The following is a 25,255-nucleotide window of genomic DNA, read 5'->3' as shown; positions in this document are numbered from 1 at the left end:
GGTCAACTCATGGAAGAGAAACATCACAGCTCCGTCGGCATCCAGGTGGACGAACACGGCATGCACCTGCCGACGCGCACGTCGGTGTCGCGGCGCGGGCGAATCGTGCTGATCGTGATCGGCGTGCTGCTGGCCGCCGGCGCCGCGCGCACGATCGTCGTCAACGTGCTGAACCGCAACCGGCTCGACGCGATCGCCGAGCAGAACACGCGCCATTACGTGAACGTCGTGCGCCCGGCCGACGCGGCCACCGGCGGCAAGCTGACGCTGCCGGGCACGCTGCGCGGCTTCGTCGAGGCGCCGATCTACGCGCGCGCGAGCGGCTATGTGCTGCGCTGGCAGGCCGATATCGGCGCGCACGTGAAGCAGGGGCAAGTGCTCGCCGAACTCGACACGCCCGAACTGAACCAGGAGCTCGCGCAGGCCACCGCGCAGCGCCAGCAGGCGCAGGCGGCGCTCGCGCTCGCGAAGACGTCGTTCGACCGCGCGCAGCAGTTGCGCCAGCGCGATGCGGTGTCGCAGCAGGAACTCGACGACCGCCAGGGCGCATTCAACCAGGGCACCGCGAACCTCGCCGCGGCCGATGCGAACATGCGCCGGCTCACCGAACTGAAGGGTTTCCAGCGGATCGTCGCGCCGATCGACGGGATCGTCACGCAGCGCAACGTCGACGTCGGCGATCTCGTCAGCTCCGGCAACGCGGGCCGCTCGCTGTTCACGGTCGTGCAGGCCGACCGGTTGCGCCTCTACGTTCAGGTGCCGCAGGCGTACGCGCAGCAGGTGAAGGTCGGCCAGCACGTGAGCGTCGCGCAGGCCGAGCTGCCGGGCCGAAGCTTCGACGGCACGATCACGCGCACGTCCGGGTCGATCGATGTCGCGACGCGTTCGCTGCAGATCGAGATCACGCTGCCGAACCCGGATGCACGGCTGCTGCCCGGCGCATACGTGCAGGCGACGCTGCCGATGACGCCGGTCGGCCGCCTGCAGATTCCGGCCAATACGCTGCTGTTCCGCGCCGAAGGCCCGACGGTCGCGACCGTCGACGCGAACGGCCAGGTCCGCCTGAAACCGGTGACGGTCGTGCGCACGATCGGACAGACGCTCGAAGTCGACGGGCCGATCACGCCGAACGACCGCCTGGTCGCGAACCCGAGCGACGCGCTCGCGAACGGCGATCCGGTCGTCGTGTCGGCGCCGGCGGCCAAACCCGCATCGGCCGTCGCGGGAGCGAAGTCGTGATCGCGATGCGCGCCCGCGTGCGGCCTGCGGCGCTCGCCGCCGTCATGGCGGCAGCCGCCCTCGCCGGCTGCACGGTCGGCCCCGACTACCGGCGCCCGGCCGTCGATACGCCGGCCGCGTGGCGGCTCGACCCGGCCGACGCGTACTGGCACCCGGCCGCGCCGGCCCGGGCGCCGCTCGATCCCGCGTGGTGGACCGCGTTCGGCGATCCGCAGCTCGACGCGCTCGAAGCCGACGCGCTGCGCAACAACCAGAACCTGAAGGCCGTCGCCGCGCGCTACGACCAGGCGAAGGCGACGCTCGCATCGGTCGCGTCCGCGCAGTATCCGGCGGTCGGCCTGACCGCGAGCGGCCAGCGCTTCAAGATCTCCGCCGACCGGCCGCAGACCAACTACGCGACGCACAGCATGTCGACCGTGCAGAACGAGATTCAGGTCGGCGCGAGCGTCAGCTACGAGCTCGACTTGTTCGGGCGCGTGCGGCGCAGCGTCGAATCCGCGCAGGCGAGCACCGAGCAGGCGCACGACGATTTCGCGAACGCGCGCCTCGTGCTGACCGCCGATCTCGCGTCGAGCTATTTCGCGCTGCGCGAGTTCGACAGCGAGATCGACGTCGTCAAGCGCTCGATCGACCTGCAGCAAAAGGCGCTCGACTACGTGAGCGCGCGCCACGAACTCGGTGCCGTGTCGGGCCTCGACCTGCTGCAGCAGCGCTCGCAGCTCGACGCGACGCGCACGCAGGCACAGTTGCTGATCCAGCAGCGCGCGCAGGTCGAAACCGCGATCGCGACGCTGGTCGGCACGCCGGCCCCCGAATTCTCGCTGCCGCCGCGCGTGGTGCCGATCAACGCGCCCGCACTGCCGACCGGCATGCCGAGCGACCTGCTGCAGCGGCGCCCCGACGTCGCGTCGGCCGAGCGCGCGATGGCGGCCGCGAACGCGCAGATCGGCGTCGCGCGCGCCGCGTATTTCCCGCGCATCGCGCTGTCGCCGGACATCGGCTGGGATGCGACGCGCTTCGCGAGCCTGTTCACCGTGCCGGCGCTGCTGTGGTCGGTCGGCGCGTCGGTCAGCCAGCCGCTGTTCGAAGGCGGCAAGCTGAAGGCCGGCGTCGATTTCGCGCAGGCCGGTTATGCCGCCGCGCAGGCCAGCTACCGGCAGACCGTGCTCACCGCGTTCCAGGAGGTGCAAAATGCGGTGACGGGCCTGTCGGTGCTGGCCGACGCCGCGCGGCAGGCATCGGCGGCCGTCGACGACGCGCGCAAGCTCGTGTCGCTCGCGCAGGACCGCTACGCGGGCGGCCTGACGCCGTTCATCGACGTGCTGACGGCCCAGCAGCAACTGCTGACGAGCGAGCGCCAGGCCGTGCAGATCCAGGGCCAGCGCGCGGCGCTCGTCGTCTTTCTCGCGAAGGCGCTCGGCGGCGGCTGGGACGGCGATGCGACGAGCGGCCCCGCGCCGTCCGACGTCGCGGCAGCCGGCCCGCAGCGCACCGCGGGCGTCGGCCCCTAACCCGGTTACGCGGAACAACAACATGAAAGTGCTGATCGTCGAAGACGAACCGAAAGTCGTCGAATACCTGAAGAGCGGCCTGACCGAGGAAGGCTGGGTCGTCGACACCGCGCTCGACGGCGAGGACGGCGCATGGAAGGCCGTCGAATTCGACTACGACGTGGTCGTGCTCGACGTGATGCTGCCGAAGCTCGACGGCTTCGGCGTGCTGCGTGCATTGCGCGCGCAGAAGCAGACTCCCGTCATCATGCTGACCGCGCGCGACCGCGTCGACGACCGCGTGCGCGGGCTGCGCGGCGGCGCCGACGACTACCTGACCAAGCCCTTCTCGTTCCTCGAGCTGATCGAACGGCTGCGCGCGCTGACGCGCCGCGCGCGCGTGCAGGAATCGACGCTGATCTCGATCGGCGACCTGCGCGTGGATCTGATCGGCCGCCGCGCGACCCGCGACGGCACGCGGCTCGACCTGACCGCGCAGGAATTCCAGCTGCTCGGCGTGCTGGCGCGGCGCAGCGGCGAGGTGTTGTCGAAGACGACGATCGCCGAACTCGTGTGGGACGTGAACTTCGACAGCAACGCGAACGTCGTCGAGACGGCGATCAAGCGCCTGCGCGCGAAACTCGACGGCCCGTTCGCGGACAAGCTGCTGCACACGATCCGCGGGATGGGCTACGTGCTCGAGGCGCGCGAGGACGGCGACACCGAGAGGCAGGCATGAAACGCTCGATCGTCCTGCGGCTGTCTGCGATGTTCGGCATCGTGTCGCTGCTCGTGTTCACGCTGGTCGGCTGCGGGCTGTTCGTGATGATGGAACGCCAGCTGTTCGCCGAGCTGCGCGCGACGCTCGATACACGCGCCAAAGTCGCCGAGATGATCGTGTCGCATGCGACGACGGCCACACGCGGGCGGCTCATGCAGGAAAAGCTGGCCGACCTGGAACCGCCCGACGGCTCGACGCGCTATCAGGTCGACAGCACGAACCCGGCATTTCGCTTCGGTACGCCGGTGAACGGCGTGCCCGTCGATCCGCCGTTCGGCGCGTTCCAGCGCTACGCGCTCAACGACAGCAGCTACGACGTGATGACGAAGACCGTCACGGTCGCCGGCAACGGCGAGCGTCCGACGCTGAAGCTGATCGTCGCCAGTTCGTGCGAGCGCACGCAGCGGATGCTGCGCCGCTTCGGCTTGACGCTCGCGGCGCTGATCGCCACCGCCACCGTCATCACGCTGCTGCTGAGCCGCGCGGTCGCGCGCTTCGGGCTCGCGCCGCTCGACCGGCTGTCGCAGGATGCGGCAACCGTGAGCGCCACGAACCGCCGCCAGCGGCTGCACACCGACGCGCTGCCGGCCGAGCTGCGCGACCTCGCCACCTCGTTCAACGGCGCGCTCGAACGCATCCAGCAAACCTACGCGCGGCTCGAGGCCTTCAACGCGGACGTCGCGCACGAGCTGCGCACGCCGGTCAGCATCCTGATCGGCCAGACCCAGGTCGCGCTGACGAGCCGCGATCGCTCGGTCGACCGGATGCGCCAGACGCTGCAGTCGAACCTCGAGGAATTCGAGCGGCTGCGCGTGATCATCAACGACATGCTGTTCCTGTCGCGCAGCGATCGCGGCGAACGCGCGACCGACCTGAAGGACGTGTCGCTCGCCGACGAGGTGCGGCGCATGCTCGATTTCCTCGAGATCCCGCTCGACGAGGCGCAATTGCGCGCCGAACTGCACGGCGATGCGCGCGCTGCCGTCGATCCGTCGCTGTTTCGCCGCGCGATGACGAACCTGCTGATCAACGCGATCCAGCATTCGGCGCCCGGCGCGACGGTGAACGTGACGATCGCGCGCCGCGACACGCTCGTCGAGATGGCCGTGTCGAACCCCGGCGAGCCGATCGATCCGGTGCAGCGCTCGCACGTGTTCGAGCGCTTCTACCGGCTCGAGGAAGCGCGCGCGAACAGCAAGGAGAACCACGGGCTCGGGCTGTCGATCGTCAAGGCCGTGGCCGAGATGCACGGCGGCGGCGTGTTCGTCGCGTGCTCGGGCGGCATCAATACGTTCGGCTTCTCGGTGTCGACGGAACCCCGCGCGGGCGGACCGCTACGCGCGGCCGACGCAGCCGACGCAGCCGACTCGGCCGCTTCGCGTCCGGCCCACGCACCACGCGCGCTGCATTGACGGCGGCCGCGCCTGTCGACGTCCGGCCGCCTCCGATCGGCGCTTGCCGGCCACGAACGCGGCCCGGGACGCATTACGCGCGTGGCTTGCCACCCTGCTCGCGCCACGCCCGCGGCGACATCGCAAACCGCTCGCGAAACACGCGGCTGAAATGCGACATGTCGTTGAATCCCCAGCGCAATGCGACGTCGGACACGCGCAGCGCCACGCATTGCGGATTCGCGAGATCCTGCGCGCACCGTTCGAGCCGCAGGTTCCATACGTAACGCATCAGCGACGTCTCCTCGGCCTCGAAGAGCTTGTTGATGTACCGCGACGAAATCCCGATCGACCGTTCGATCATCATCGGGTTCAGCTCCGGATCGTGCAGGTGCTCGAGCACATGCCGCTTCACACGCGTCAGTGTCAACGCCTTCATCCTCGATTGCGCGAGGTCGTTGCGCTGCATGCCCCCTAGCGTCATCGCGATCAGCGTGATCGCGGTATCCGACAACTGCCGCATCTCGTCCTCGGTCACGCTACGGATCTGCGACGACATCTGCTCGAGAAACGCACGCATGACGCTGCCGACGCCCTCCCCGGTTTGCGTCGGGCACGCCGTGCGGTGCTCCATCCCGATGACGAGCTGGTTCAGCGTCGCGCGGGGAATGCTGACGACGATCTCGCGCCACGACTGGCCGAACTGCAGGTGGTGAGGCCGTGTCGCGTCGTAGATCGCAAAATCCCCGGGGCGCAGCGTGACGATCTTGCCGTCCTGCTCGACCGATTGGCTGCCCTCGAGCATCAATACTCCGAAATACTTGTCCTCATACTCGCTGCGCGCCTGGCGATAACGCCGAATCACGGCCTGCTCGCTCGCGTGGATTTCCGAGATTCGCATCTTTTCGCACTTGCGCTGCCGCACTCGGCCGAAGAAATCGGCTTTCTGCACGGCCGCGATCTGCACGTCCGCGAACAGGCGCAGAATCGTCTCGCGCCAGAATTCGATACGCTGGCTGACCGAGCCGTCGGTCGGCACCTCGATGGCCGCGTTCGTCCGTTCGTCCAGCGGGCTGTCGGACGCCAGACCAGGCGCGTCGCCGCTTGCGGCGCGCGGGAAAGGACGCATCGTCATGGTCGTGCCCCACATGGGTTAGCAAACACGCAGCCGGTAGCGTGCCCGTTCAAAAGCGCATTGTCCAATCGATGACCGCGTACGCCGCGTTGCCGGTCGGACCGACACGCGGCGCGGCGGCGACGCGCTACCGCTCCGGGCATGTCATGAGCATGTCGTCCGACGCCAGTCGGAAGACTGTTCATACGCATACGCAACGCGATAGAGCGTCGCCTCGTCGAAACGGCGCCCGACCAGTTGCAGCCCGATCGGCAGGTCGTCGGCTACCCCGCACGGCAGCGACATCGCCGGATGCCCGGACACGTCGAACGGCGCGGTATTCGCGAGCATCTCGAACGCCCTCGTCAGCGACTCGGACATCGCGCAACCGGGCTCCGGCAGCTTCGACGCGCGCATCGGCACGGTCGGCATCACCAATACGTCGTACGACTGCAGCGCCGCGTCGTAAGCCGATCGCAAGCGCCGCGCGAGGTTCTGGCACTTCGCGTAGTAGCGCCCGCGATACCGGCTCGTGAAATATTCGCCGAGCAGCATCGTCACCTTCACGGTATCCGGCAACTCATCGGCCCGCTCGCGCCAGCCCGCGTGATGATCGATCATGCCGGTCACGTACAGGCCGCCCCAGTTGAAACCGTGGCTGTTGCCCTTCATCATCTGCTGCGTCGCACCCTCGGCCGCAATCGGCAGCCAGATCGCGGTGCCGGCGGCATGCAGCGGCACCGACACTTCGTCGACGCTCGCGCCCAGCTTGCGCAACCGGTGCGTGGCGGCCAGCACGGCCTCGTCGACCACTTTCTCCGAATTCGCGAGCCCGAACGCCTCGCGCAGGATGCCAATCCGCAGTCCCGCGATGCCGTCGCGGATCGCGCCGAGATAATCGGCGCGCGGCGGCAACGCCCGTTGGCGCGGATCGAGTCCGTCGTCGCCCGCGATGACATCGAGCAGCAGCGCGTTGTCGAGCACGTTGCTCGTCATCGGCCCCAGATGATCGACGGTTGCCTCGATCGGCATCGCGCCGGTGTACGGCACGAGCCCGTGCGTAGGCTTCATCCCGTAGACGCCGCAATAGGCGGACGGGATCCTGACCGAGCCGCCCTGGTCGCCGCCGAGCGCCATGTCGACCTCGCCGCTCGCGACCAGCGCGCCGCTGCCTGACGACGAGCCGCCGGACGAGTGCCCTGCCTTGCGCGGATTGTGCACCGGCCCCGACGCGCTCGTGTGCGAGCCGCCGGAAAAGCAGTAGTACTCGCAGGTCGACTTGCCGGCGATCGTGCCGCCGGCGTCGAGCACCCGGGTGACGACGGTCGCATCGACGTCGGGCACGTAGCCCTCGAACGTGCTCGCGCCGTTGCGCATCGGCACGCCGGCAACGCAGATGTTGTCTTTCACGACCACCGTCTTGCCGCGCAGCTTGCCGTCCGCGGCACCGTGGATCGTGCTCTTGCGCGCCCACGCGCCGTAACGGTTCTCGTCGCCTTCCGGGCGGTAGCCGGGCGTGCGCGGATACGCGACGACGGGCAGATAGTCGGGCAGCGCGTCGATGGCGTCGTACGCATCGAAGTTCGCCTGCAGGGCATCGTCGTATTCGGCGAGTTGGCGGGAATCGACATGAAAGCCGAAACCGGCTGCAATGTCGGACAGTTGTTCGCGAGTCGGGCGTTTGATGGCCATCGACGTTCTCCAGTTCGGTAAGCGGCACCGCCGGCGCCGGCGGGATTCAGCGGGTGACGGCGTCGCGCATCAGTCCGGTGCGCGGATGGCAGTTCACGTATTCGTAAACCTGATGCTTGGCGTCGAAGACGGAAACCTCGTGATACAGCCGCAGTTTCGACAGCCCGGTCACGACGCGGAAGAATGTAACGAAGATCCGCAGGTGCGTCGGGTGTGATTCGGCCCAGCGCTCGAGGCGGTCGAGCGAGCGCCAGTGGCCGATGTTGTAGCTCTCGTCGAGCACGTTGCCGTCGAGATCGATCGAGCGCACGTAGCGATTGCTGTAGCAGCCGACGTCCGCGCCGTTGTCGCGCAGAAATTCCATCCCGCTGCGCAGCGTCGGCTCGATCTCCTCGAGATACAGTCGGCGCTCGTCGCGCTCGGCCGCGCGCCAGTCCTGGCCAGAGCGAATCAGCGCGATGTTGTCGTGTGCCAGTACGACCACGCGGCCGCCACGGGCCGGATCGCCCTCGACGACGCGCAACTCGCCGTCCGCGCGCATCCAGTCCGTCTGCGAGATCGGGAACCGGTCGCGCATCGATCCCCAGTAGCCGTGCTCCTCGATCTCGCCGCTGACGCCGTCCATGATCGCGCCGACGCCGGGGAAATCGCTCGTAAATGCGTAGAGCGTCTCGAACTGCTCGGCGCGCGGCGCGACGATTTCCCGGAAGTAGCCGATCCCGTCCGCGAGACGCGCGTCGGAGGCCCACCATTCGACGAGTGCCGGCAACGCAATCCAGCGCGCATACGCGGCCGGATCGCGCCAGTAGCCGACGGCGATCAGGTTCTCGTAGCCTTGGTCGTCGGTGTGTTGTGTCAGATCGAAGTTGTTCGGGCCGTCCTGCGCACCGAAATCGGCGACGATCCGGCGCAATGCGGCCAGCGCCGTGGCGCGCTTGTCGGCGCCGCGATACTGCACGCCGAAATAGCCCATCACGACCTGGCTCAGGTCTTCGGCGGCCCGGGCGACATACATCGGGAACGGCGGCTGGTAATCGTCGGCGACGCGGCGCGACAGCGTCCGCGGGCAGATCAGGTGTTTGTCGATGGCGGATTCCATGCGTGACCTCTCTTGAAAGGGAATCGGATGTCGAGGTATCGACGTTGGGGACACGGAGCGAGATGCACCGGGCGTATCCCGGCGCACGCGGGTCGTCAGAAGATGTGCGCGTAACGCAGGCCGGCGAGCAGGCTGTTCTTCGGGCCGTTGCGCACGCTCAGATCGGTGCCGAGCTGGATTTGCACCTGATCGGACTTCGTCACGAATTTCGCCGCGGTGATCCGCATGCGCGTCGTGCGAAGCGCGTCGTTGTTGTCCGCGCCGCCCACGCTCGTTTCACCGCCCCAGAGCTGCGTGATGCCGATCCCGAGCGACGTGCCCGGATCGGGCATGTAACGCACCATCGCCTGTGCGCTGTAGCTCATCCGCTGATGCAGCGTCGTGCCGCTCGCGCCGTACGACGTGTTGTTGCCGTACCAGATCGCGTCGCCGACGAGATCGAGCGCCCACTGCGGCGAAAAGTGCTTGATGTAGGCCGCCTGGAAATCGAGCGACCAGCGGTTGGCGCCGAGATTGAGACCGCGGTTCTGGTCGTAGCTCCCTGTCGGCGCGTAGACGTATACCGTCGCGGCGACGACGTCCTTCGCGTCGTTCAGGCGGAACTTCAACGGTGCGGTCAGGATCACGTCGCCGACACCGTTCGTACTGCCAAGCGCGCCGGCGTTGCCGAAGCTGCTGACGTGACCGAACGGCAGCAACACCTGCGGATCGATCGTGAGCCTGTCGGTGAGCTGGAATACATGCAGCAGGCGGGCGATGCCGATATTGGACTGCAGGTCGAAATCCGACGTCCGGTGGCCGTTCGCGTAGTAGGCGTTCGTCGCGGAGTAGTTGTAGTACAGCACGCCGATCGTCGCGCCGGCCGGATACTGCTCGTAATCGCCGGGATCGACCTCGACCGCGCCCGCGTAATGCGATGCGACGACCATCAGCGACAAGCCGATCCAGCGCGCGATTCGCTTCAGTTTCATTCTGTTGACGTTGTCCATCATGCTCCTCACCTGGATGCGCAGACACCGCCGCGCTCGACGTACGACGAACGGGAATCGTTGCCGGACGGTGGAATCGCGGGGTGTTGGCTGACTGTTGTTCCGCCGTTACTGCGGGAGTACCGGCGATTCGCGACATCGAACGACCGTCGCTTGAGGGTGAGAATAGAAAGGCAAAATCCGCATTTCTGTTTTCCGGCGGAACAAGAAATTGGCTGTGGCGGACCTCCGCGACCCGTGCCATACGGCGGTCGCACAACGTGCGCCGGCCGCCGCGGTTGCGTGCCGGGCGCGCTGTCGATGCCACGAATCGCCGTGCCTCCGTTGCGCGTCGGCCCCTGCCGCGCCACGGGGCCGTCTCAGCATAGTTTCCGATCCGTGCCGGCAAAGAACCGCGCTTTTTCTCTTCTTACCCTGCTCGTCGAGCGTGACCGACACCACGCTTCCACGCCCCGCCACGGCAGTACCAACGCGATGGCGGCGGTCAACCCGAACCACCACAAGGAACCCCACGATGAGCGCGATCCCTTCCGCGGAAACAGCCTCGACGCCCGGCGAACGTGCCTGGGCGCTGTTTCGCGTGATGAAAGAGAAGAACCTGATCCCCGACGGCTATATCGAAGGCCTGACCGAGCTGATGTCCACGACCTGGGATCCGGCCAACGGCGCGCGCATCGTCGCGCGCGCGTGGGTCGACCCGGCGTTTCGCGAACTGCTGCTGAAGGACGGCACGGCCGCGTGCGCGCAGTTCGGCTACACCGGGCCGCAGGGCGAATACATCGTCGCGCTCGAAGACACGCCGGCGCTGAAGAACGTGATCGTCTGCAGCCTGTGCTCATGCACGAACTGGCCGGTGCTCGGGCTGCCGCCCGAGTGGTACAAGGGCTTCGAATATCGTGCGCGACTCGTCCGCGAAGGGCGCACGGTGCTGCGCGAACTCGGCACCGACCTGCCCGACGACGTCGTCGTGAAGGTCTGGGATACGACCGCCGAAAGCCGCTATCTCGTGCTGCCGGTGCGGCCGGCCGGCAGTGAGCACATGACCGAGGAACAACTGCGCACGCTCGTCACGAAGGACGTGCTGATCGGCGTGGCGCTACCACGCGTGCACTGACTCGCACCACGTTTCGCTTTCGACCTTCATCTCGGAGTCACATATGGACGGCTTTCACGACCTCGGCGGATTCCAGGGTTTCGGCCCGGTGCCGCACACGATCGACAGTCTCGGCTACAAGCCGGTCTTCAAGGAAGACTGGGAGCATCTCGCGTACAGCCTGATGTTCGTCGGCGTGGACCAACTGAAAAAATTCAGCGTCGACGAGGTACGTCACGCAGTCGAACGCATCGACGTGCGCCAGCACGTCGGCACGCGCTACTACGAGCGCTACGTGATCGCGACGGCCACGTTGCTCGTCGAAACCGGCGTGCTCACGCAGGATGAGCTCGACCGCGCGCTCGGTTCGCATTTCCGGCTCGCAAACCCGCCGAAATCCGGCGGCCGGGCGGCACCGCCCGACTCGACGCGGTTCGAGGTCGGCGATCGCGTCGTCGTTCGCGACGAATACGTCAGCGGACACATCCGCGCGCCGGGCTACGTTCGCGGCAAGGAAGGCGTCGTGCTGCACCGGACGACCGAATCGTGGCCCTTCCCGGACGCGATCGGCCACGGCGACACCGGAGCCGCGCATCAGCCGACCTATCATGTCGAGTTCCGCGTGAAGGATCTGTGGGGCGCCGCCGCCGACGACGGTTACGTTGTGGTCGACCTGTTCGAAGGCTACCTGGATCGCGCGTCCGGGCAGAGCGCATGACGACGCCGGGAAATCGACAAGCGCCGGCCGCCGCACCGCCGAGGATTCCGGTCACCGTGCTGTCCGGCTTCCTCGGCGCCGGGAAGACGACGTTGCTGAACCACATCCTGCGCAACCGCGCCGGCCTGAAGGTCGCCGTGATCGTCAACGACATGAGCGAAGTGAACGTCGACGCCGACGACGTGCGCCGCAACGTCGAGCTACGTCGAGGCGAGGACGAACTCGTCGAAATGAGCAACGGCTGCATCTGCTGCACGCTGCGCGCCGATCTGCTCGAGCAGATCAGCACGCTCGCGCGGCAGCGTTGCTTCGACTATCTGCTGATCGAGTCGACCGGTATCTCGGAGCCGATGCCGGTTGCGGAGACGTTCGCGTTCCTCGACCGCGACGGTTTCAGCCTCAGCGAACTCGCGCGGCTGGACACGCTCGTCACGGTGGTCAACGGCGAGACGTTCGAGGACATGATCGCGTCGGCTGAACCGGTCACGCGCGACGCCACGCTCGCGAACGGCAGCGATTCCGGTCCGCCGCGCAAGCTGTCGGACCTGCTGATCGAACAAGTCGAATATGCGAACGTGATCCTCGTGAGCCGACTCGACCGGATCGGCGACGCAGGTTTCGACAGGCTGAGCGCCATCCTTGCATCGCTGAATCCGTCCGCGCGAATCCTGCCGATGCAGCACGGCGAGATCGATCCGTCAGACGTCCTCGATACGCGGCGTTTCGATCTCCCGGCGCTCGTCGAATCGCCGGGATGGATGCAACGCATGCAGGTCGACGAACGCCCCTCGGAATCCGATGCGTACGGGATCGCATCGTGGATTTATCACGAACGTGCGCCGTTTCATCCGGCGCGCCTGCTCGCGTGGCTGCGTCGCCCCTGGGCCAACGGCCGACTGCTTCGCTGCAAGGGATATGTCTGGGCTGCGCACCGATATGCCGACATCGCCATGCTCGTGCAAACGGGCGGCGCGTTCCAGTGGGGTTACGTCGGGCGATGGTGGCGATTCGTTCCTCAATCAGACTGGCCGCACGACGACTATCGTCGCGACGGCGTGCTGAAAAAATGGGAGGAGCCGACAGGCGATTGCCGGCAGGAGATCGTGTTCATCGGGCAGTCGATCGATCACGTCCGGTTGCGTCGCGAACTCGATGCGTGTCTGCTGACGGTCGAAGAAATCGATGCGGGCCCGGAGTCGTGGCTGCAGCTTCCGGAAGCCGACGTGTTCGACGCGCTCGCGACTACCGCCCGTCCGTGACGTGAGACTCGACGACTGCGGCTGCAACGGTGCGTCCAACGACTTTCGGTCGCCGGTGAGCGCTGCGACCGGTTCAGCGTGACGTGAATCCCGACAGCGACGCCGAGGGCAGTTTTCTTCAATACCGACACGCGCGGCTTCTTTAGTCTCGATGCGACTTTGACATTCGCATGGAGACAATCAATGAGCATGCTGGTTTCGATGGCCGCGTTCGCGCTGGCGTCGTCGATCACGCCCGGTCCCGTCAACATCGTCGCGCTCAGCGCGGGCGCCCGCCACGGCCTCGGCGCGAGCCTGCGCTATGCGGCCGGCGCGACGCTCGGCTTCGTCGCGCTGTTCCTGCTGATCGGCCTCGGCCTGCACGCGGCGCTCGTGCGCTGGCCTGTGCTGACGACCGCCACGCAGTGGTCGGGGATCGCGTTCCTGCTGTACATGGCGCTGCGTCTCGCGCTCGACGACGGCCGGCTGTCGGCCGATCCGAACGTAGCCGGCCCGTCGGCGGCGGCCGGCGCGGCGATGCAGTGGCTGAATCCGAAGGCGTGGCTCGCGTGCGTGGCCGCGATGGGCGCGTATGCGGCCGATGGCGACCGCGCGCAGGTCTGGCAATTCGCCGCGCTGTATCTGGTGATCTGTTTCGCGTCGATCGCGTGCTGGGGCTATGCGGGCGCGTCGCTGCGGCACCGGCTCGCGAACGCGCGGCGCATGCGCATGTTCAACCGGCTGATGGCGCTGCTGCTCGCGGGCAGCGCGCTTTTCCTGCTCGACGTCTAGCCGGCCGGCCCGCAGATCGGGCGCCTCGGCGCAGCGACGGCGCAAGCGCACTCCACACTCCGCCGCCCTGGCGCTCAGCTCATCGCGCTACGATACTGCCCGGGCGTCGCGGCCGCGATCCGCCGGAACGCGCGCTGGAAGTGCGCCTGGTCCGCGAATCCCGCGTCGAGCGCGACGTCGGCGATCGGCCGGCCGCGGCGCAACTCGGTGCGGCCGTACTGCACGCGGCGATCGATCAGGAACGCATGCGGCGTCATCCCGTAGCGCGCGTTGAACGCACGGATCAGGTACGACGGCGACAGGTCGGCGGCCGCGCAGATCGCATCGAGCGTCACGCCCTCGCGGCAATGCGCGGCGATGTAGTCGGCCGCGCGCGCGAGCTTTGCGTTGTCGTCTCCCGGCCGCGGATCGGGCAGCTCGCGATCGAGCGCGCCGTGCAGTTGCGTGAAGAATTCGACCGCCGCGCTCTCCTTGCCGAGAGGATCGATGCCGGGCGACACGAGCGCGCGGTAGAAGACGCCAAATTGCGCGAACAGGTCGCGCCGCTCCGTCAACTTCGGCGAAAACCCGTGAAAATCGCTGTTCGGATCGCGACCCAGCGAATGCTGCAGCCGCGCGAGCCATGGAACGTCGACGTAGACCATCCGGTACGCCCATGCGTCGGGGCCGTACGGATTGCACGCGTGCACCTGCTCCGGATCGATGATCACGAGCACGCCGCGCCCGACATGCGCGTTCGTCGCGCCGTTCACGTAAGTGCTCGTACCGCCGACGATCGCGCCCACCGAAAACGTGTCGTGCGTGTGCTTCGCGTAGCAGATCGCGCGCCCGTCGTCGACGGTGCGCGCCTCGATGAACGGCAGCGCGGCATCGCGCCAGAACGGCGACGGTACGGCGGATCGGTTGGAGATACGGCTCACGCGGCGGGCTCCTGGTTCGGGCAGCGAACGCTCACCGTACAAGACTGCGCGGGCCGATGCAACCCGCGCTTTGCAGCTTCGAAGCCGAATCGCGCCGTTTCGCCTAAGCTTTGAAATCCGGCCGCCGCGACACGCGCGGCGGTTCCCGTTCACTCCTCTCCCGTCACGCTCATGCACATCGATCTGAAAGGCAAGACCGCGGTCGTCACCGCCTCCACCGCCGGCATCGGGCTCGCGAGCGCCGAAGGGCTCGCGCGCGCCGGTGCGCGCGTCGTCGTCAACGGCCGCAGCGACGCATCGGTACAGTCCGCGCTCGCGCAACTGCGCACCGCCGTGCCCGGCGCGAGCTTCGAGGGCGTCGCCGCCGACCTGTCCGACGCGGCCGGCGTCGCGCGCGTCACGCAGCACACGCCCGATGCGGACATCCTCGTCAACAACGCGGGCATCTACGGCCTGAAGGCGTTCTTCGACATCGACGACGCCGAATGGGAACATTACTTCCAGATGAACGTGATGTCCGGCGTGCGGCTCGCGCGGCATTACTTGAAGGGGATGATCGAACGCAATGCCGGGCGCATCGTGTTCATTTCGTCGGAATCGGGCCTGAACATCCCGGTCGACATGATTCACTACGGGTTCACGAAAACCGCGCAACTGTCGATCTCGCGCGGCCTCGCGAAGCTCGCGGCCGGCACCCATGTGACCGTCAACTCGGTGCTGCCGGGGCCGACGCTGTCGGAAGGCGTGCGCGCGCTGCTGAAGGAAACGGCCGACAAAACGGGCCGCAGCGTCGAAGACGTGGCCGTGGACTTCGTGCGCGATCATCGCTCGAGCTCGATCATCCAGCGACCCGCGACGCCCGAGGAAGTCGCGAACATGGTCGTGTACGTATGCTCGCCGCAGGCTTCGGCGACCACGGGTGCGGCGTTGCGCGTCGACGGCGGCGTGGTCGACACGCTCGCTTGACCGCTCACGCGCGGCGCACCGCTTCGCGCTAGCGCGAAGCGGCCTTGTCCGGCTGAAGCGTGCCCTTGCGATCGGCGTCCATGCAGGTATCGAAGCCGTACTGCGTGACGACACCGGCCTTGTCGAATACGACGAAGTAAGGCCGGTGATCGTTGCCGTGCTCGATGAAGTAGTTGTAGCAGACGCCGCTGCCGTTGCGGACCATCCATACGCTGCGCGGGTTGCCGCCGGCGCGTACGACATCGGCGCGCGTCGCGCCATGCCGCGACGCGGCCCGCGCGAGCGGCGTACGCGAATACGAGAACGGCAGCCACGGGTCGAACCACGCGCAGCCGTGCAACATCAGGCAGCCGGCCGCCAGGGATAGCGTCGCCGCGGGACGGGACATCGAAATCAATCGCATGCTTGGGGAATTCTGCCGCGCCATGCCGGCGTGATCGAAAGCCCCATGCTACTAGACCTTTGGGTCCGGATCGAAAAGAAATGTAGAGATCCGTATGCAAACCCCTGCCCGGCATGCCCCGTGCGCAAGCCGGATCGTTGCCGATCGTTGCGGCCGGCGCATGCTTGCACGCGCCCCCATCCCTTCGCGCCGATCCATCGAATCGGCGCGACGGCGGGCATCGTCACGCGATCCATTCGGCCCACAGCATCGTCAGCACCGTCATCAGCGCGGGGCCGACGAACAGCCCGATCAGGCCGAACGTCTCGGCGCCGCCGAGGATGCCGAACAGCACGAGCAGGAACGGCAGCCGCGCCGAACTGCCGATCAGCACCGGCCGCACGAAATGCTCGGCGACGAACACGACGACGAAACCGAGCACCGCCACCACGACGGCCCATACGGTCGCGCCCTGCACGAACAGCCACAGCGCCGCGCCGCAGAACACGATCGGCGCGCAGAACGGCAGCATCGCGGCAATTGCCGTGACGAGGCCGAGCAGCGCCGCATGCGGCACGCCCGCGAGCGCATAGGCGACGCCGAGCAGCGCACCCTCGCCGAGCCCGACGACCACGAGCCCCGTCACCGTGCCGTACACGGCCTTGACCATGCGCTCGATCAGTTCCGCGCCGTTGCGCCCGAACGCGCGCTGCCCGCCCTGCAGCAATGCGCCCGACAGCTTGTGGCCCGCGCGCAGGATCACGAACAGCGTGACGAGCATGAAGCCGAATTCGAGCAGCGCATGCGCGAGCTTCGTGCCGAACTGCCGGCCGAACGCGAGGAATTTCTCGCTGTTGACGCCGTGCATCGCGCTGGCCGCATGCAGCGGATGACCGAGATTGGCCTGCCACCACTCGGTGACCTGCGCCGAACCATAAGGCAGCCGGCTGACGACGTCGGGCAGCGGAATGCCGTTGTCCTGGATCGTACGCAGCCACTCGCGCAGGTCGTGCGCCTGCCCGATCGCCTGGGTTGCCGCGACGGCGATCGGCAGCACGACGAGCAGCGAGATCGCCGCCGTGATGACGAGTGCGTTGACCGTAGGCCGGTTGCGGAACAGCCGGTGCGATTCGAAGCGTTTCAGCAGCGGCCACATCGCGATGGCGATCACGCAGGCCCACGCGATGGCGGGAATGAAGTCGCGGATCACCCACAGCGCGAGCACCAGCAGCGCCGCATACAGCGCGACGCGAGCGATCTGCTGCGCGCGCGGCTGCGCGGCGGCCTCGTGAGACGACGGCACATGTGCGTCCATGGCACCTCTGTCGAAATGGAAAAATGGCGGTTCGCGCAGGCAACCGGCCTGCACGAACCGCCATTCTATCCATCGGCACCGGATCGGCGGCGCGCGTCACACGCGGGCCGCCGCGGCGCAATGTTGCCGCGTCCGCTCAGGCCACCTTGTCGGCGATCCGGTAACGCTCGAGCCAGTGCGCGTACGGCGCAGGCAGCGTCCACGACGGGCGCTCGACGCCAAGCTGCTTCGCCGCGTAGTACGGCCAGTGCGGATCGGCCAGATGCGCGCGGCCGACCATCACGAGATCGAGCTGTTCTTCCGCAACCACGCGGTTCGCCAGTTGCGGCGTGTCGATCCCCCACGCGGACGACACCGGCAGCCCGGCCTCGCGGCGCACGCGCTCGGCGATCGGCGCGAGGAACGCCGGGCCCCATGGAATCTGCGCATCGGGCGTCGAGAAGCCGACCGACACGCTCAGCATGTCGAGCCCTTCCCGCTTCATCCGCTGCGTAAGCGCGATCGACTCGGCGAGCGTCTCTTCGTCGCGGCCGTCGTATTCGATCACGCCAAGGCGCGCGGTCAGCGGCAGATGCTCGGGCCATACCTTGCGGACCGCCGCAAGCGTCTCGACGACGAAACGGCCGCGGTTCTCGGCCGAACCGCCGTATTCGTCGGTGCGGTGGTTCGAATGCACCGAGAAGAAGCTCTGGCCGAGATAACCGTGCGCGAAGTGCAGTTCGAGCCATTCGAAGCCCAGGTCGCGCGCACGTTTCGCCGCTGCGACGAAGTCGGCCTGCACGCGGGCGATGTCGTCGTGCGTCATTTCGCGCGGCACCTTCGGCAGGTGCGCGCCGAACGGCACGGCCGACGGCGCGATGGTCTGCCAGCCGCGCGGATCGCCATCGGCGATATGGTCGTCGCCTTCCCACGGACGGTTCGCGCTCGCCTTGCGGCCTGCGTGCGCGATCTGGATGCCGGGCACCGAGCCCGCCGCCTTGATCGCCGCGACCGACGGCGCGAACGCTTCGGCCTGCGCATCGTTCCACAGCCCCGCGCAGCCCGGTGTGATGCGCCCTTCCGGCGACACGGCGGTCGCCTCCGCGATCACGAGGCCCGCGCCGCCGCGCGCGATGCCGGCCAGATGCACGTGATGCCAGTCGTTGACGACGCCGTCTTCGGCGACGTACTGGCACATCGGTGGTACCGCGATGCGGTTGCGCAGCGTGACATCCTTGAGTTTGAACGGTTCGAACAGGGCAGACATCCACGACTCCTTTGCTTGGTTCTGCAAAACGACTGGGAACTCGCCGGGCGATGCGCACGGCGGAACGATTCGGGCCGTCGTCGGGGCGGCTGCGCCCGGCGACGGATACGGAACGGCGCCGGCCGGGCCGGCGCCGGATGCTTACCGGCGGCCGAGCTTCGCGAGCAGCGCCTCGGCCGCGGGCGCCGACGACGCGGGGTTCTGCCCCGTGATCAGCAGCCCGTCGGTGACGACATGCGGCGCCCAGTCGGCGCTGCGCTCGAATTCCGCGCCGTTGGTCTTCAGCATGTCCTCGACGAGGAACGGCACGACTTCCGTCAGCTCGACGGCCGCCTCCTCGCTGTTGGTGAACCCCGTCACGCGCTTGCCGCGCACGACCGATTCGCCGGTTGCCGGGTTCTTCACGTGACGCAGCACGCCCGGCGCGTGGCAGACGGCCGCGACCGGCTTGCCGGCCGCGAGCGTGCGCTCGATCAGGCCGATCGAATGCAGATCCTCGGCGAGATCCCACAGCGGGCCGTGTCCGCCCGGGTAGAACACCGCGTCGTAATCGTCGGCCGACACGTCGGCGAGCTTGCGCGTCGACGCGAGTTCGGCCTTGGCCGCCGGATCGGCGTCGAAGCGGCGCGTTGCGTCGGTCTGCGCGGACGGATCGCTGCTTTTCGGGTCGAGCGGCGGCTGGCCGCCCTTCGGCGAAACCAGCGTCAGCTCGACGCCCGCATCCTTGAACGCGTAGTACGGCGCGGCCAGCTCCTCGAGCCAGAAGCCGGTCTTCTTGCCGGTATCGCCGAGCGTGTCGTGCGAGGTCAGGACAACCAGAATCTTCATGATCGAAACTCTCCTTCGAAAATGGACGGGAACGCTGCCGCGCAACCGGGGCGGTCGGCGCGACACGCCTGTCGGTTAGTCCGCTATGGCGCGTCAACGTGCGACTCGCGTATCCGAATGCCGTGCGCGCCTATTAGACCAGTCGTCTAGAAAAATCCCAAATAAAACGACGGCGTACCCTGCACGATCGGCATCGCAGCGCGAAATGGCAATTTCGCGTCTTCGTTGCACGCGCCAGCGGACGTCGTCGCATTCACGAGGACGCATGATATCCACGGATTAGACCAGTCGTCTAGTAAATGGCCATTCGCCCCTGCCGTCGTCATGGCCTTTTCGACCGGGCGCGATCCGGCAACGTCCGCCACCGATCGCGCCCCGCCCGTGTCCGTCGCGCCGGCTAGCCGCGCAACGGACCGTCCGTATCGCCGGCCTCGATTACCGGCGCCTCGAGTCGATGCCCGCATGCACCGTCGTCCAGCCGCCTCAGCATCAATTCCGCCAGCGCGCGTCCCGACGCGTGCCCGGTCGGCTGGATGACGGCCGTCACGCGTTGCGGATGCGCGATGTCCGGCGGCACGCCGTCGTAGACGATCAACGACATGTCCTGCCCCGGCCGCAGCCCGCTGTCCACGAGCGCCCGAAACGCGCCGCCGCCCGCGATGTTGTTGTCGACCAGCAGCGCCGTCGGCCGCTCGGCGCGCGCGAGCAGCGCCCGCGCGGCCTGCAGCCCGCCGTCGTGCGTAAACGTACACTCGACGAGCAGCGCCGGATCCGGCTCGATACCGGCCTCGCGCAATGCCGACAGATAGCCCGCGCGACGCTGCGCAGCGAAATTCAGCGCAAGCGGCGCGCTGATCATCGCAATGCGCCGATGTCCGAAACCGGTCAGCCGGCGGACGGCATCGCGCGCGCCCGCCTCGTTGTCGAAATCGAACCACGCATACGGCTCGGCCGTTTGCGTGCGGCCGTATGCGACGTACGGAAACGCGTTCGACTGCAGGTACGCAATGCGCGGATCGTCGACCAGCGTGCGCGCGACGATCAGCCCGTCGACGAGCTTGCCGTCGACGATCCGCCGATAGGTGTCCAGTTCCGCATTCGGTCGCGCAGACGCGATGATGAAATCGAGATTGCGCTCGGCCAGCCGCTCGGTGATGCCCGCGACGACCTCGCCGAAACGCGGATCGCCGAGATCGCCCGCGCCGAACGGATAGACGATCCCGATCACGTCCGCCCGCCCGGTCGCGAGCCGGCGCGCGGTCGGGTCCGCCACATAGCCCATTTCCCGTGCGGCCTTCGCCACGCGCTCCCGGGTCGCCTCGCTGACGTCGTCGTAACCGTTCAATGCACGGCTGACCGTCGTCCGCGACAGCCCGAGCGCATCCGACAGCGCCTTCAGATTCACCTTCACCGTCGCTCCTCGTTTTCGCCGGTCCGCCCGGCCGCCCGGATACCCGGACGCCGGATGCCCGGACGCCGGATGCCCGGACGCCTCAAGCGGGTAATTATTTCCATTTGGTAAGCATTACCGCCAAATAAATATCTTTTGCGTTCCAAACCGGTTTGAAATAGTATCCAAACCGGTTTGGACATCGATGCCACCTTCAGCCGTTCCCTTTCATCGTCAACTGAAACAACGCCGAGATGACACACTTTCCTTTTTGCCGCGCGACTGCGGCCAAACGTTTGCTGTTCGCTGGCGCGGCACTGGCCGCCTTCGCGTCCGCTTCGTCCGTTACGCACGCGCAGAGCGCCGGCGCCCCCGCGCCCACGCCGCATACGCAGCAGGCCTACGATCCCGAAGGCAACTTCACGATGCGCTGGACCCGCGCGGACATCCGCCAGATCGTCGCACAGTCGCATACGGCCGGCGCCGACAGGAACTCGCTGCCGCAAGCGCTGACGATGCCGGACATCCCGCAGGATTTCCCGCTGATCAACTCGAACGTGTGGGTCTGGGATACCTGGCCGCTGGCCGACCTGCGCGCGAACCAGCTCAGCTACAAGGGCTGGGAGGTGATCTTCTCGCTCACCGCCGATCCGCATGCGGGCTACACGTTCGATGACCGCCACGTCCATGCGCGCATCGGCTTCTTCTACCGCCGCGCGGGCGTCCCCGCGTCGCAGCGCCCCGCCAACGGCGGCTGGACCTGGGGCGGCCACCTGTTCCCGGACGGCGCGAGCGCCAAGGTGTTCGGCACCGCGCCGATGACCAACAACGCCGAATGGTCGGGTTCGGCGCGCCTCACGCACGGTGACAATGTCAGCCTCTACTACACCGCGACGTCGTTCAACCGCTCGGCGCCCGGCGGTGCCGACATCACGCCGCCGCAGGCGATCATCACGCGCGCCGACGGTCACATCCACGCCGACGACAAGCACGTGTGGTTCAGCGGCTTCGACGATCACAAGGCGCTGCTGCAGCCGGACGGCAACTACTACCAGACCGGCCAGCAGAATACCTACTTCTCGTTCCGCGATCCGTTCGTGTTCACCGATCCCGCGCACCCGGGCAAGACCTACATGGTGTTCGAAGGCAATACGGGCGGCCAGCGCGGCGCACGCACCTGCAACGAGGCCGATCTCGGCTACGCGCCGAACGATCCGTACAAGGAAGATCTCAACGCGGTGATGAATTCGGGCGCAGTGTATCAAAAGGCCAATGTCGGCCTCGCGGTCGCGACGAACCCGCAGTTGACGGAATGGAAGTTCCTGCCGCCGATCCTGTCGGCGAACTGCGTCGACGACCAGACCGAGCGCCCGCAGATCTACCTGAAGGATGGCAAGTACTACCTGTTCACGATCAGCCATCGGACGACGATGGCCGCAGGTGTCGACGGGCCGGACGGCGTGTACGGCTTCGTCGGCAACGGCATCCGCAGCGACTTCCTGCCGCTGAACGGCGGCAGCGGCCTCGTGCTCGGCAACCCGACCGACTTCTCCGCACCGGCCGGCGCACCGTATTCGCAGGATCCGAACCAGAACCCGCGCGAATTCCAGTCGTATTCGCACTACGTGATGCCGGGCGGGCTCGTCGAGTCGTTCATCGATGCGATCGGCCCGCGGCGCGGCGGCACGCTCGCGCCGACGGTGAAGGTCAACATCAACGGCACGTCGACGGCGGTCGACCGCGCGTACGGACGCGGCGGGCTCGGCGGTTACGGCGATATCCCGGCGAACCTGCCGGCGACGGGCGCCGACCACAACGACGGCCCGGGCACCCGCCCGTAACGGCCGCGGCGGGCACCGCCCGTAAGCGTTGAGGCGGCGCATATCGCGCGTGTCGCGTGCGCGCCGCTTTTTTTTCTTCCGCAGATCGCGCGTGCCGCCTTTGCAAGCGGCACGCGCCCTCCTTTCCCGCTTCGCGCGTCGGAGCACGGAACCCCGCATGAGATCGACGTTTTTCCGCTTTTCCTTCCGGATCGCCCGGCTGCTGCTCGCCTGTGCGGCGGGCGCGGCCTGCACGCAGGCCGCCGCCGCGCCCTGCGCCGCATCGACCGAAAACGGCACGCCGCAATGGCGCCCCGCGCTGCATTACACGCCGCAGCGCAACTGGATGAACGATCCGAACGGCCTCGTCTACGACGATGGCCGCTACCACCTGTTTTATCAGTACAACCCGCTCGGCAACGATTGGGGCAACATGTCGTGGGGCCATGCGACCAGCACCGATCTCGTCCACTGGCGCGAGCAACCGGTCGCGATGCGCGCGAACGCCACCGAGGAAATCTTCTCCGGCTCGATCGTCGCCGATACGCACAACACGTCGGGCCTCGGGTCGCCAGGCAAGACACCGCTGGTTGCGCTCTACACGAGTGTCTATAAGGACGGCTCCGGCCACGCGCCCGGCACGCAGGCGCAGTCGCTCGCCTACAGCGTCGACCACGGCGCGACGTGGCAGCCCTACGCGCACAACCCCGTGCTCACGCTCGATCCCGAATCGAAGCAGTTCCGCGACCCCAAGGTGTCGTGGTACGCGCCGGGACACTACTGGCTGATGACGACGGTCGTCGCCGACGCGCAGGTCGTCAAGCTCTATCGCTCCGACGACCTGATCCACTGGTCGTTCCTGAGCGACTTCACGTTGCCGGACGTGCCGCATGCAGGCGCACTGTGGGAGATGCCCGACCTCGTGCCGCTGCCGCTCGACGGCGATCCCCGACACATCAAGTGGGTAATGATCGTCAATGTGAATCCGTGGTCGATCGCGGGCGGCTCGGGCGCGATGTATTTCGTCGGCGACTTCGACGGCCGCACGTTCACGCCCGATCGCGTCGCGCCGGCCGGTTCCGATCCCGCCCGGTTCCGCTGGGTCGATCACGGCGCCGACTTTTATGCCGCAGGCACCTTCTCGGGCGCGCCCGGCACTCGGCCGGTCGCGATTGCGTGGATGAGCAACTGGGATTACGCGGCAAAAGTGCCGACCACGCCGTGGCGCGGCGCGACGACCCTGCCGCGCGAGCTGGCGCTGAAGACGATCGACGGCGAACCCCGGCTCGTCGCCGCGCCGGCCGCCGCGTTCGACGCGTGGGCGGACGGCAGGCCCGCCGTGCACGAAGGCGAGCTCGCGGTCGAGTCCGCCACGCGCGAGCTGTCGGCGGCGACGCGCGGCGTCGCGCAACGCATCACGGTGACGATTGCGCCGCAGCGCGCGGCGCGCGCGGGCCTGATCGTCCGGCGCTCGGCGGACGGCACGACCGGCACCCGGATCGTGTACGACACGGCAAAACGCACGCTGACGCTCGACCGCTCGCAGTCCGGCGAAGCGAATTTCGCCGGCACGTTCAGCCGCGAGCATATCGTCGACCTGCCGCTCGAACACGGGCAACTGCGGCTCGAAATCGTCGTCGATCGCGGGTCGGTCGAAGTGTTTGCGAACGGCGGCCGCGTCACGCTCACCGACCTGATCTTTCCGCCGCTCGACGCGGACCGCGTCGCGGTGTTTGCCGAGCACGGCCGCGCGACGTTCTCGGGGCTCACGGTGACGCAGCTCGAAGCCGGCGGCGATACGCGTAACGCCTGCGCGGCGCGGTAGGTGCGGTTCGAGAGAGCGCGTCGCCCTTCCCGCATGCGACGGGGACCGTCCGCCCGGCGATGCGTCGGCCGGTGCGGTCCCCGCCGGTGTTACGGCTCAGAGCAATCCCATCCCGCCCGACGCGATGATCTCCGCGCCGACGATGAACGCAGATTCCGGCGCGCTGAGGTGCAGCACCGTCGACGCGATTTCGTCCGGCGTGCCGAACCGGCCGATCGGGACGAGGCCCTTGATCTTCCCGGCCGTCTCGTCGAGCGTCGCCGCATCGAGCCCGAGCTTGCCGTACAGCGGCGTCTGAACCGGCCCCGGGCTCACGACATTCACGCGCACGCCGTGCGGCAGCAGTTCCGTCGACAGCGTCTTCGCGAACGAATTGACGGCCGCCTTGCTCGCCGCGTACACCGACGAGCCGGGCATCCCGATGTGCGCGTTGATCGAACCGTTGATCACGATCGATGCGCCGCGGTTCAGCAGCGGCACCAGCGACTGGATCTGGAAATACGCGCCCTTCACGTTGGTGTTGAACACGAGGTCCCACATCGCCTCGTCGCTGTCGGCGAACGGCGCGAGTTTCGCGACGCCCGCGTTGATGAACACGGCGTCGAGCCGCGCGCCCGCGGCGGCGATCGCGTCCGCCAGTGCGCGGGCCGACGCGACGCTGCCGGCCTCGTTGCGGATCGCGAGCGCCCCTTCGCCGAGCGTTTGCCGCGCGGCTTCCAGCGTCTGCGCGTCGCGCCCGGTGATGATGACCCGCGCGCCTTCTGCCGCGAATGCGTTGGCGGCCGCCAGGCCGATGCCGCTGTTGCCGCCCGTGACGAGGACCGTCTTTCCTTCGAAGCGTTGCATGATGTTCTCCTTTGAACCGGTGAGTTGACCGTGAACACAGGATGCGCGCGGCGACCTGTGTTGCCGTACGACGCGCGCGGC

At 67.7% G+C, this 25,255-nt stretch carries 22 protein-coding genes; 11 read left to right on the top strand and 11 right to left on the bottom strand.

Annotated elements, in window-relative coordinates; translation table 11 throughout:
• Positions 1-9 precede the first annotated feature (9 nt).
• From ACNQQL_RS02340 to ACNQQL_RS02325, 4 genes are read left to right on the top strand one after another with little or no spacing between them, the layout of a single operon-like run.
• Positions 10-1,239 (top strand): efflux RND transporter periplasmic adaptor subunit, encoded by a 1,230-nt coding sequence (locus tag ACNQQL_RS02340; protein WP_347063062.1) that lies wholly within the window; start codon positions 10-12, stop codon positions 1,237-1,239.
• Between the two features lie 5 nt (positions 1,240-1,244).
• Positions 1,245-2,750 (top strand): efflux transporter outer membrane subunit, encoded by a 1,506-nt coding sequence (locus ACNQQL_RS02335; protein ID WP_347063158.1) that lies wholly within the window; start codon positions 1,245-1,247, stop codon positions 2,748-2,750.
• A 22-nt stretch (positions 2,751-2,772) separates the two neighbouring features.
• A complete protein-coding gene (locus ACNQQL_RS02330; protein WP_034179625.1) occupies positions 2,773-3,468 on the top strand; it encodes a heavy metal response regulator transcription factor in 696 nt (231 codons plus the stop codon).
• Positions 3,465-4,922, top strand: a complete 1,458-nt coding sequence (locus ACNQQL_RS02325; protein ID WP_347063061.1) for a heavy metal sensor histidine kinase — start codon at positions 3,465-3,467, stop codon at positions 4,920-4,922. Before ACNQQL_RS02330 ends, ACNQQL_RS02325 begins: the two co-directional genes overlap by 4 nt.
• Before the next feature lie 73 nt (positions 4,923-4,995).
• On the opposite strand, the gene ACNQQL_RS02320 is transcribed toward ACNQQL_RS02325, so the two are convergent.
• The 4 genes from ACNQQL_RS02320 to ACNQQL_RS02305 all read right to left on the bottom strand — a co-directional run bounded on the left by ACNQQL_RS02320 (position 4,996) and on the right by ACNQQL_RS02305 (position 9,798).
• On the bottom strand, positions 4,996-6,036 hold the full coding sequence (locus ACNQQL_RS02320; RefSeq protein ID WP_072436918.1) for a helix-turn-helix domain-containing protein: 1,041 nt from the start codon (positions 6,034-6,036) through the stop codon (positions 4,996-4,998).
• Positions 6,037-6,180: 144 nt separating this feature from the next.
• Entirely contained in the window at positions 6,181-7,707 is a 1,527-nt protein-coding gene (locus ACNQQL_RS02315; protein ID WP_347063060.1) for an amidase, read from the bottom strand.
• 46 nt (positions 7,708-7,753) lie between these two features.
• Positions 7,754-8,806, bottom strand: coding sequence for a phenylacetaldoxime dehydratase family protein (locus ACNQQL_RS02310; protein ID WP_072436713.1), 1,053 nt, complete (start codon positions 8,804-8,806; stop codon positions 7,754-7,756).
• A 95-nt stretch (positions 8,807-8,901) separates the two neighbouring features.
• Positions 8,902-9,798 (bottom strand): transporter, encoded by an 897-nt coding sequence (locus ACNQQL_RS02305; protein ID WP_347063059.1) that lies wholly within the window; start codon positions 9,796-9,798, stop codon positions 8,902-8,904.
• A 511-nt stretch (positions 9,799-10,309) separates the two neighbouring features.
• Between ACNQQL_RS02305 and nthA the strand changes: the two genes are divergently transcribed.
• The 4 genes from nthA (at position 10,310) to ACNQQL_RS02285 (ending at position 13,636) form a co-directional block, all read left to right on the top strand.
• Entirely contained in the window at positions 10,310-10,909 is a 600-nt protein-coding gene (gene nthA / locus ACNQQL_RS02300; protein ID WP_072436711.1) for a nitrile hydratase subunit alpha, read from the top strand.
• A 43-nt stretch (positions 10,910-10,952) separates the two neighbouring features.
• Positions 10,953-11,606 carry a nitrile hydratase subunit beta gene (gene nthB / locus ACNQQL_RS02295; RefSeq protein WP_347063058.1) on the top strand — a complete coding sequence of 218 codons (654 nt, stop codon included), beginning with the start codon at positions 10,953-10,955 and terminating at the stop codon, positions 11,604-11,606.
• Complete coding sequence (locus tag ACNQQL_RS02290; protein WP_347063057.1) at positions 11,603-12,865, top strand: GTP-binding protein; 1,263 nt, start codon at positions 11,603-11,605, stop codon at positions 12,863-12,865. The genes nthB and ACNQQL_RS02290 overlap by 4 nt, the downstream gene beginning before the upstream one ends.
• A gap of 183 nt (positions 12,866-13,048) precedes the next feature.
• Complete coding sequence (locus ACNQQL_RS02285; protein ID WP_204422847.1) at positions 13,049-13,636, top strand: LysE family translocator; 588 nt, start codon at positions 13,049-13,051, stop codon at positions 13,634-13,636.
• A gap of 74 nt (positions 13,637-13,710) precedes the next feature.
• On the opposite strand, the gene ACNQQL_RS02280 is transcribed toward ACNQQL_RS02285, so the two are convergent.
• Positions 13,711-14,556 carry an AraC family transcriptional regulator gene (locus ACNQQL_RS02280; protein ID WP_347063056.1) on the bottom strand — a complete coding sequence of 282 codons (846 nt, stop codon included), beginning with the start codon at positions 14,554-14,556 and terminating at the stop codon, positions 13,711-13,713.
• Positions 14,557-14,727: 171 nt separating this feature from the next.
• Between ACNQQL_RS02280 and ACNQQL_RS02275 the strand changes: the two genes are divergently transcribed.
• On the top strand, positions 14,728-15,522 hold the full coding sequence (locus ACNQQL_RS02275; RefSeq protein WP_347063055.1) for an SDR family NAD(P)-dependent oxidoreductase: 795 nt from the start codon (positions 14,728-14,730) through the stop codon (positions 15,520-15,522).
• A 28-nt stretch (positions 15,523-15,550) separates the two neighbouring features.
• Here ACNQQL_RS02275 and ACNQQL_RS02270 read toward each other — a convergent pair whose 3' ends face one another.
• The 5 genes from ACNQQL_RS02270 to ACNQQL_RS02250 form a co-directional block, all read right to left on the bottom strand.
• Positions 15,551-15,925, bottom strand: a complete 375-nt coding sequence (locus ACNQQL_RS02270; protein WP_051983619.1) for a hypothetical protein — start codon at positions 15,923-15,925, stop codon at positions 15,551-15,553.
• Positions 15,926-16,148: 223 nt separating this feature from the next.
• Positions 16,149-17,219 (bottom strand): AI-2E family transporter, encoded by a 1,071-nt coding sequence (locus ACNQQL_RS02265; protein WP_347063054.1) that lies wholly within the window; start codon positions 17,217-17,219, stop codon positions 16,149-16,151.
• 136 nt (positions 17,220-17,355) lie between these two features.
• Entirely contained in the window at positions 17,356-18,465 is a 1,110-nt protein-coding gene (locus tag ACNQQL_RS02260; RefSeq protein ID WP_072436917.1) for an NADH:flavin oxidoreductase/NADH oxidase, read from the bottom strand.
• A 141-nt stretch (positions 18,466-18,606) separates the two neighbouring features.
• Positions 18,607-19,293 carry a type 1 glutamine amidotransferase domain-containing protein gene (locus tag ACNQQL_RS02255; RefSeq protein WP_204422844.1) on the bottom strand — a complete coding sequence of 229 codons (687 nt, stop codon included), beginning with the start codon at positions 19,291-19,293 and terminating at the stop codon, positions 18,607-18,609.
• A 397-nt stretch (positions 19,294-19,690) separates the two neighbouring features.
• The gene (locus ACNQQL_RS02250) at positions 19,691-20,704 is read right to left on the bottom strand and encodes a substrate-binding domain-containing protein (RefSeq protein WP_347063053.1); all 1,014 of its coding nucleotides are present in this window, start codon (positions 20,702-20,704) and stop codon (positions 19,691-19,693) included.
• 233 nt (positions 20,705-20,937) lie between these two features.
• Between ACNQQL_RS02250 and ACNQQL_RS02245 the strand changes: the two genes are divergently transcribed.
• Positions 20,938-22,524: a glycoside hydrolase family 68 protein gene (locus ACNQQL_RS02245; protein WP_034179639.1), complete on the top strand. Its 1,587-nt coding sequence runs from the start codon at positions 20,938-20,940 to the stop codon at positions 22,522-22,524.
• Positions 22,525-22,681: 157 nt separating this feature from the next.
• On the top strand, positions 22,682-24,328 hold the full coding sequence (locus ACNQQL_RS02240; protein ID WP_347063052.1) for a glycoside hydrolase family 32 protein: 1,647 nt from the start codon (positions 22,682-22,684) through the stop codon (positions 24,326-24,328).
• Between the two features lie 96 nt (positions 24,329-24,424).
• On the opposite strand, the gene ACNQQL_RS02235 is transcribed toward ACNQQL_RS02240, so the two are convergent.
• Positions 24,425-25,174: an SDR family oxidoreductase gene (locus tag ACNQQL_RS02235; RefSeq protein ID WP_111018145.1), complete on the bottom strand. Its 750-nt coding sequence runs from the start codon at positions 25,172-25,174 to the stop codon at positions 24,425-24,427.
• Between the last annotated feature and the right edge of the window lie 81 nt (positions 25,175-25,255).

This window comes from Burkholderia sp. LFS061 (genome assembly GCF_047978125.1).
Classification (GTDB): Bacteria; Pseudomonadota; Gammaproteobacteria; order Burkholderiales; family Burkholderiaceae; genus Burkholderia; species Burkholderia pyrrocinia_C.
Note: the sequence above shows the minus strand (reverse complement) of the source record. Positions and strands in the feature narration are given on the sequence as shown.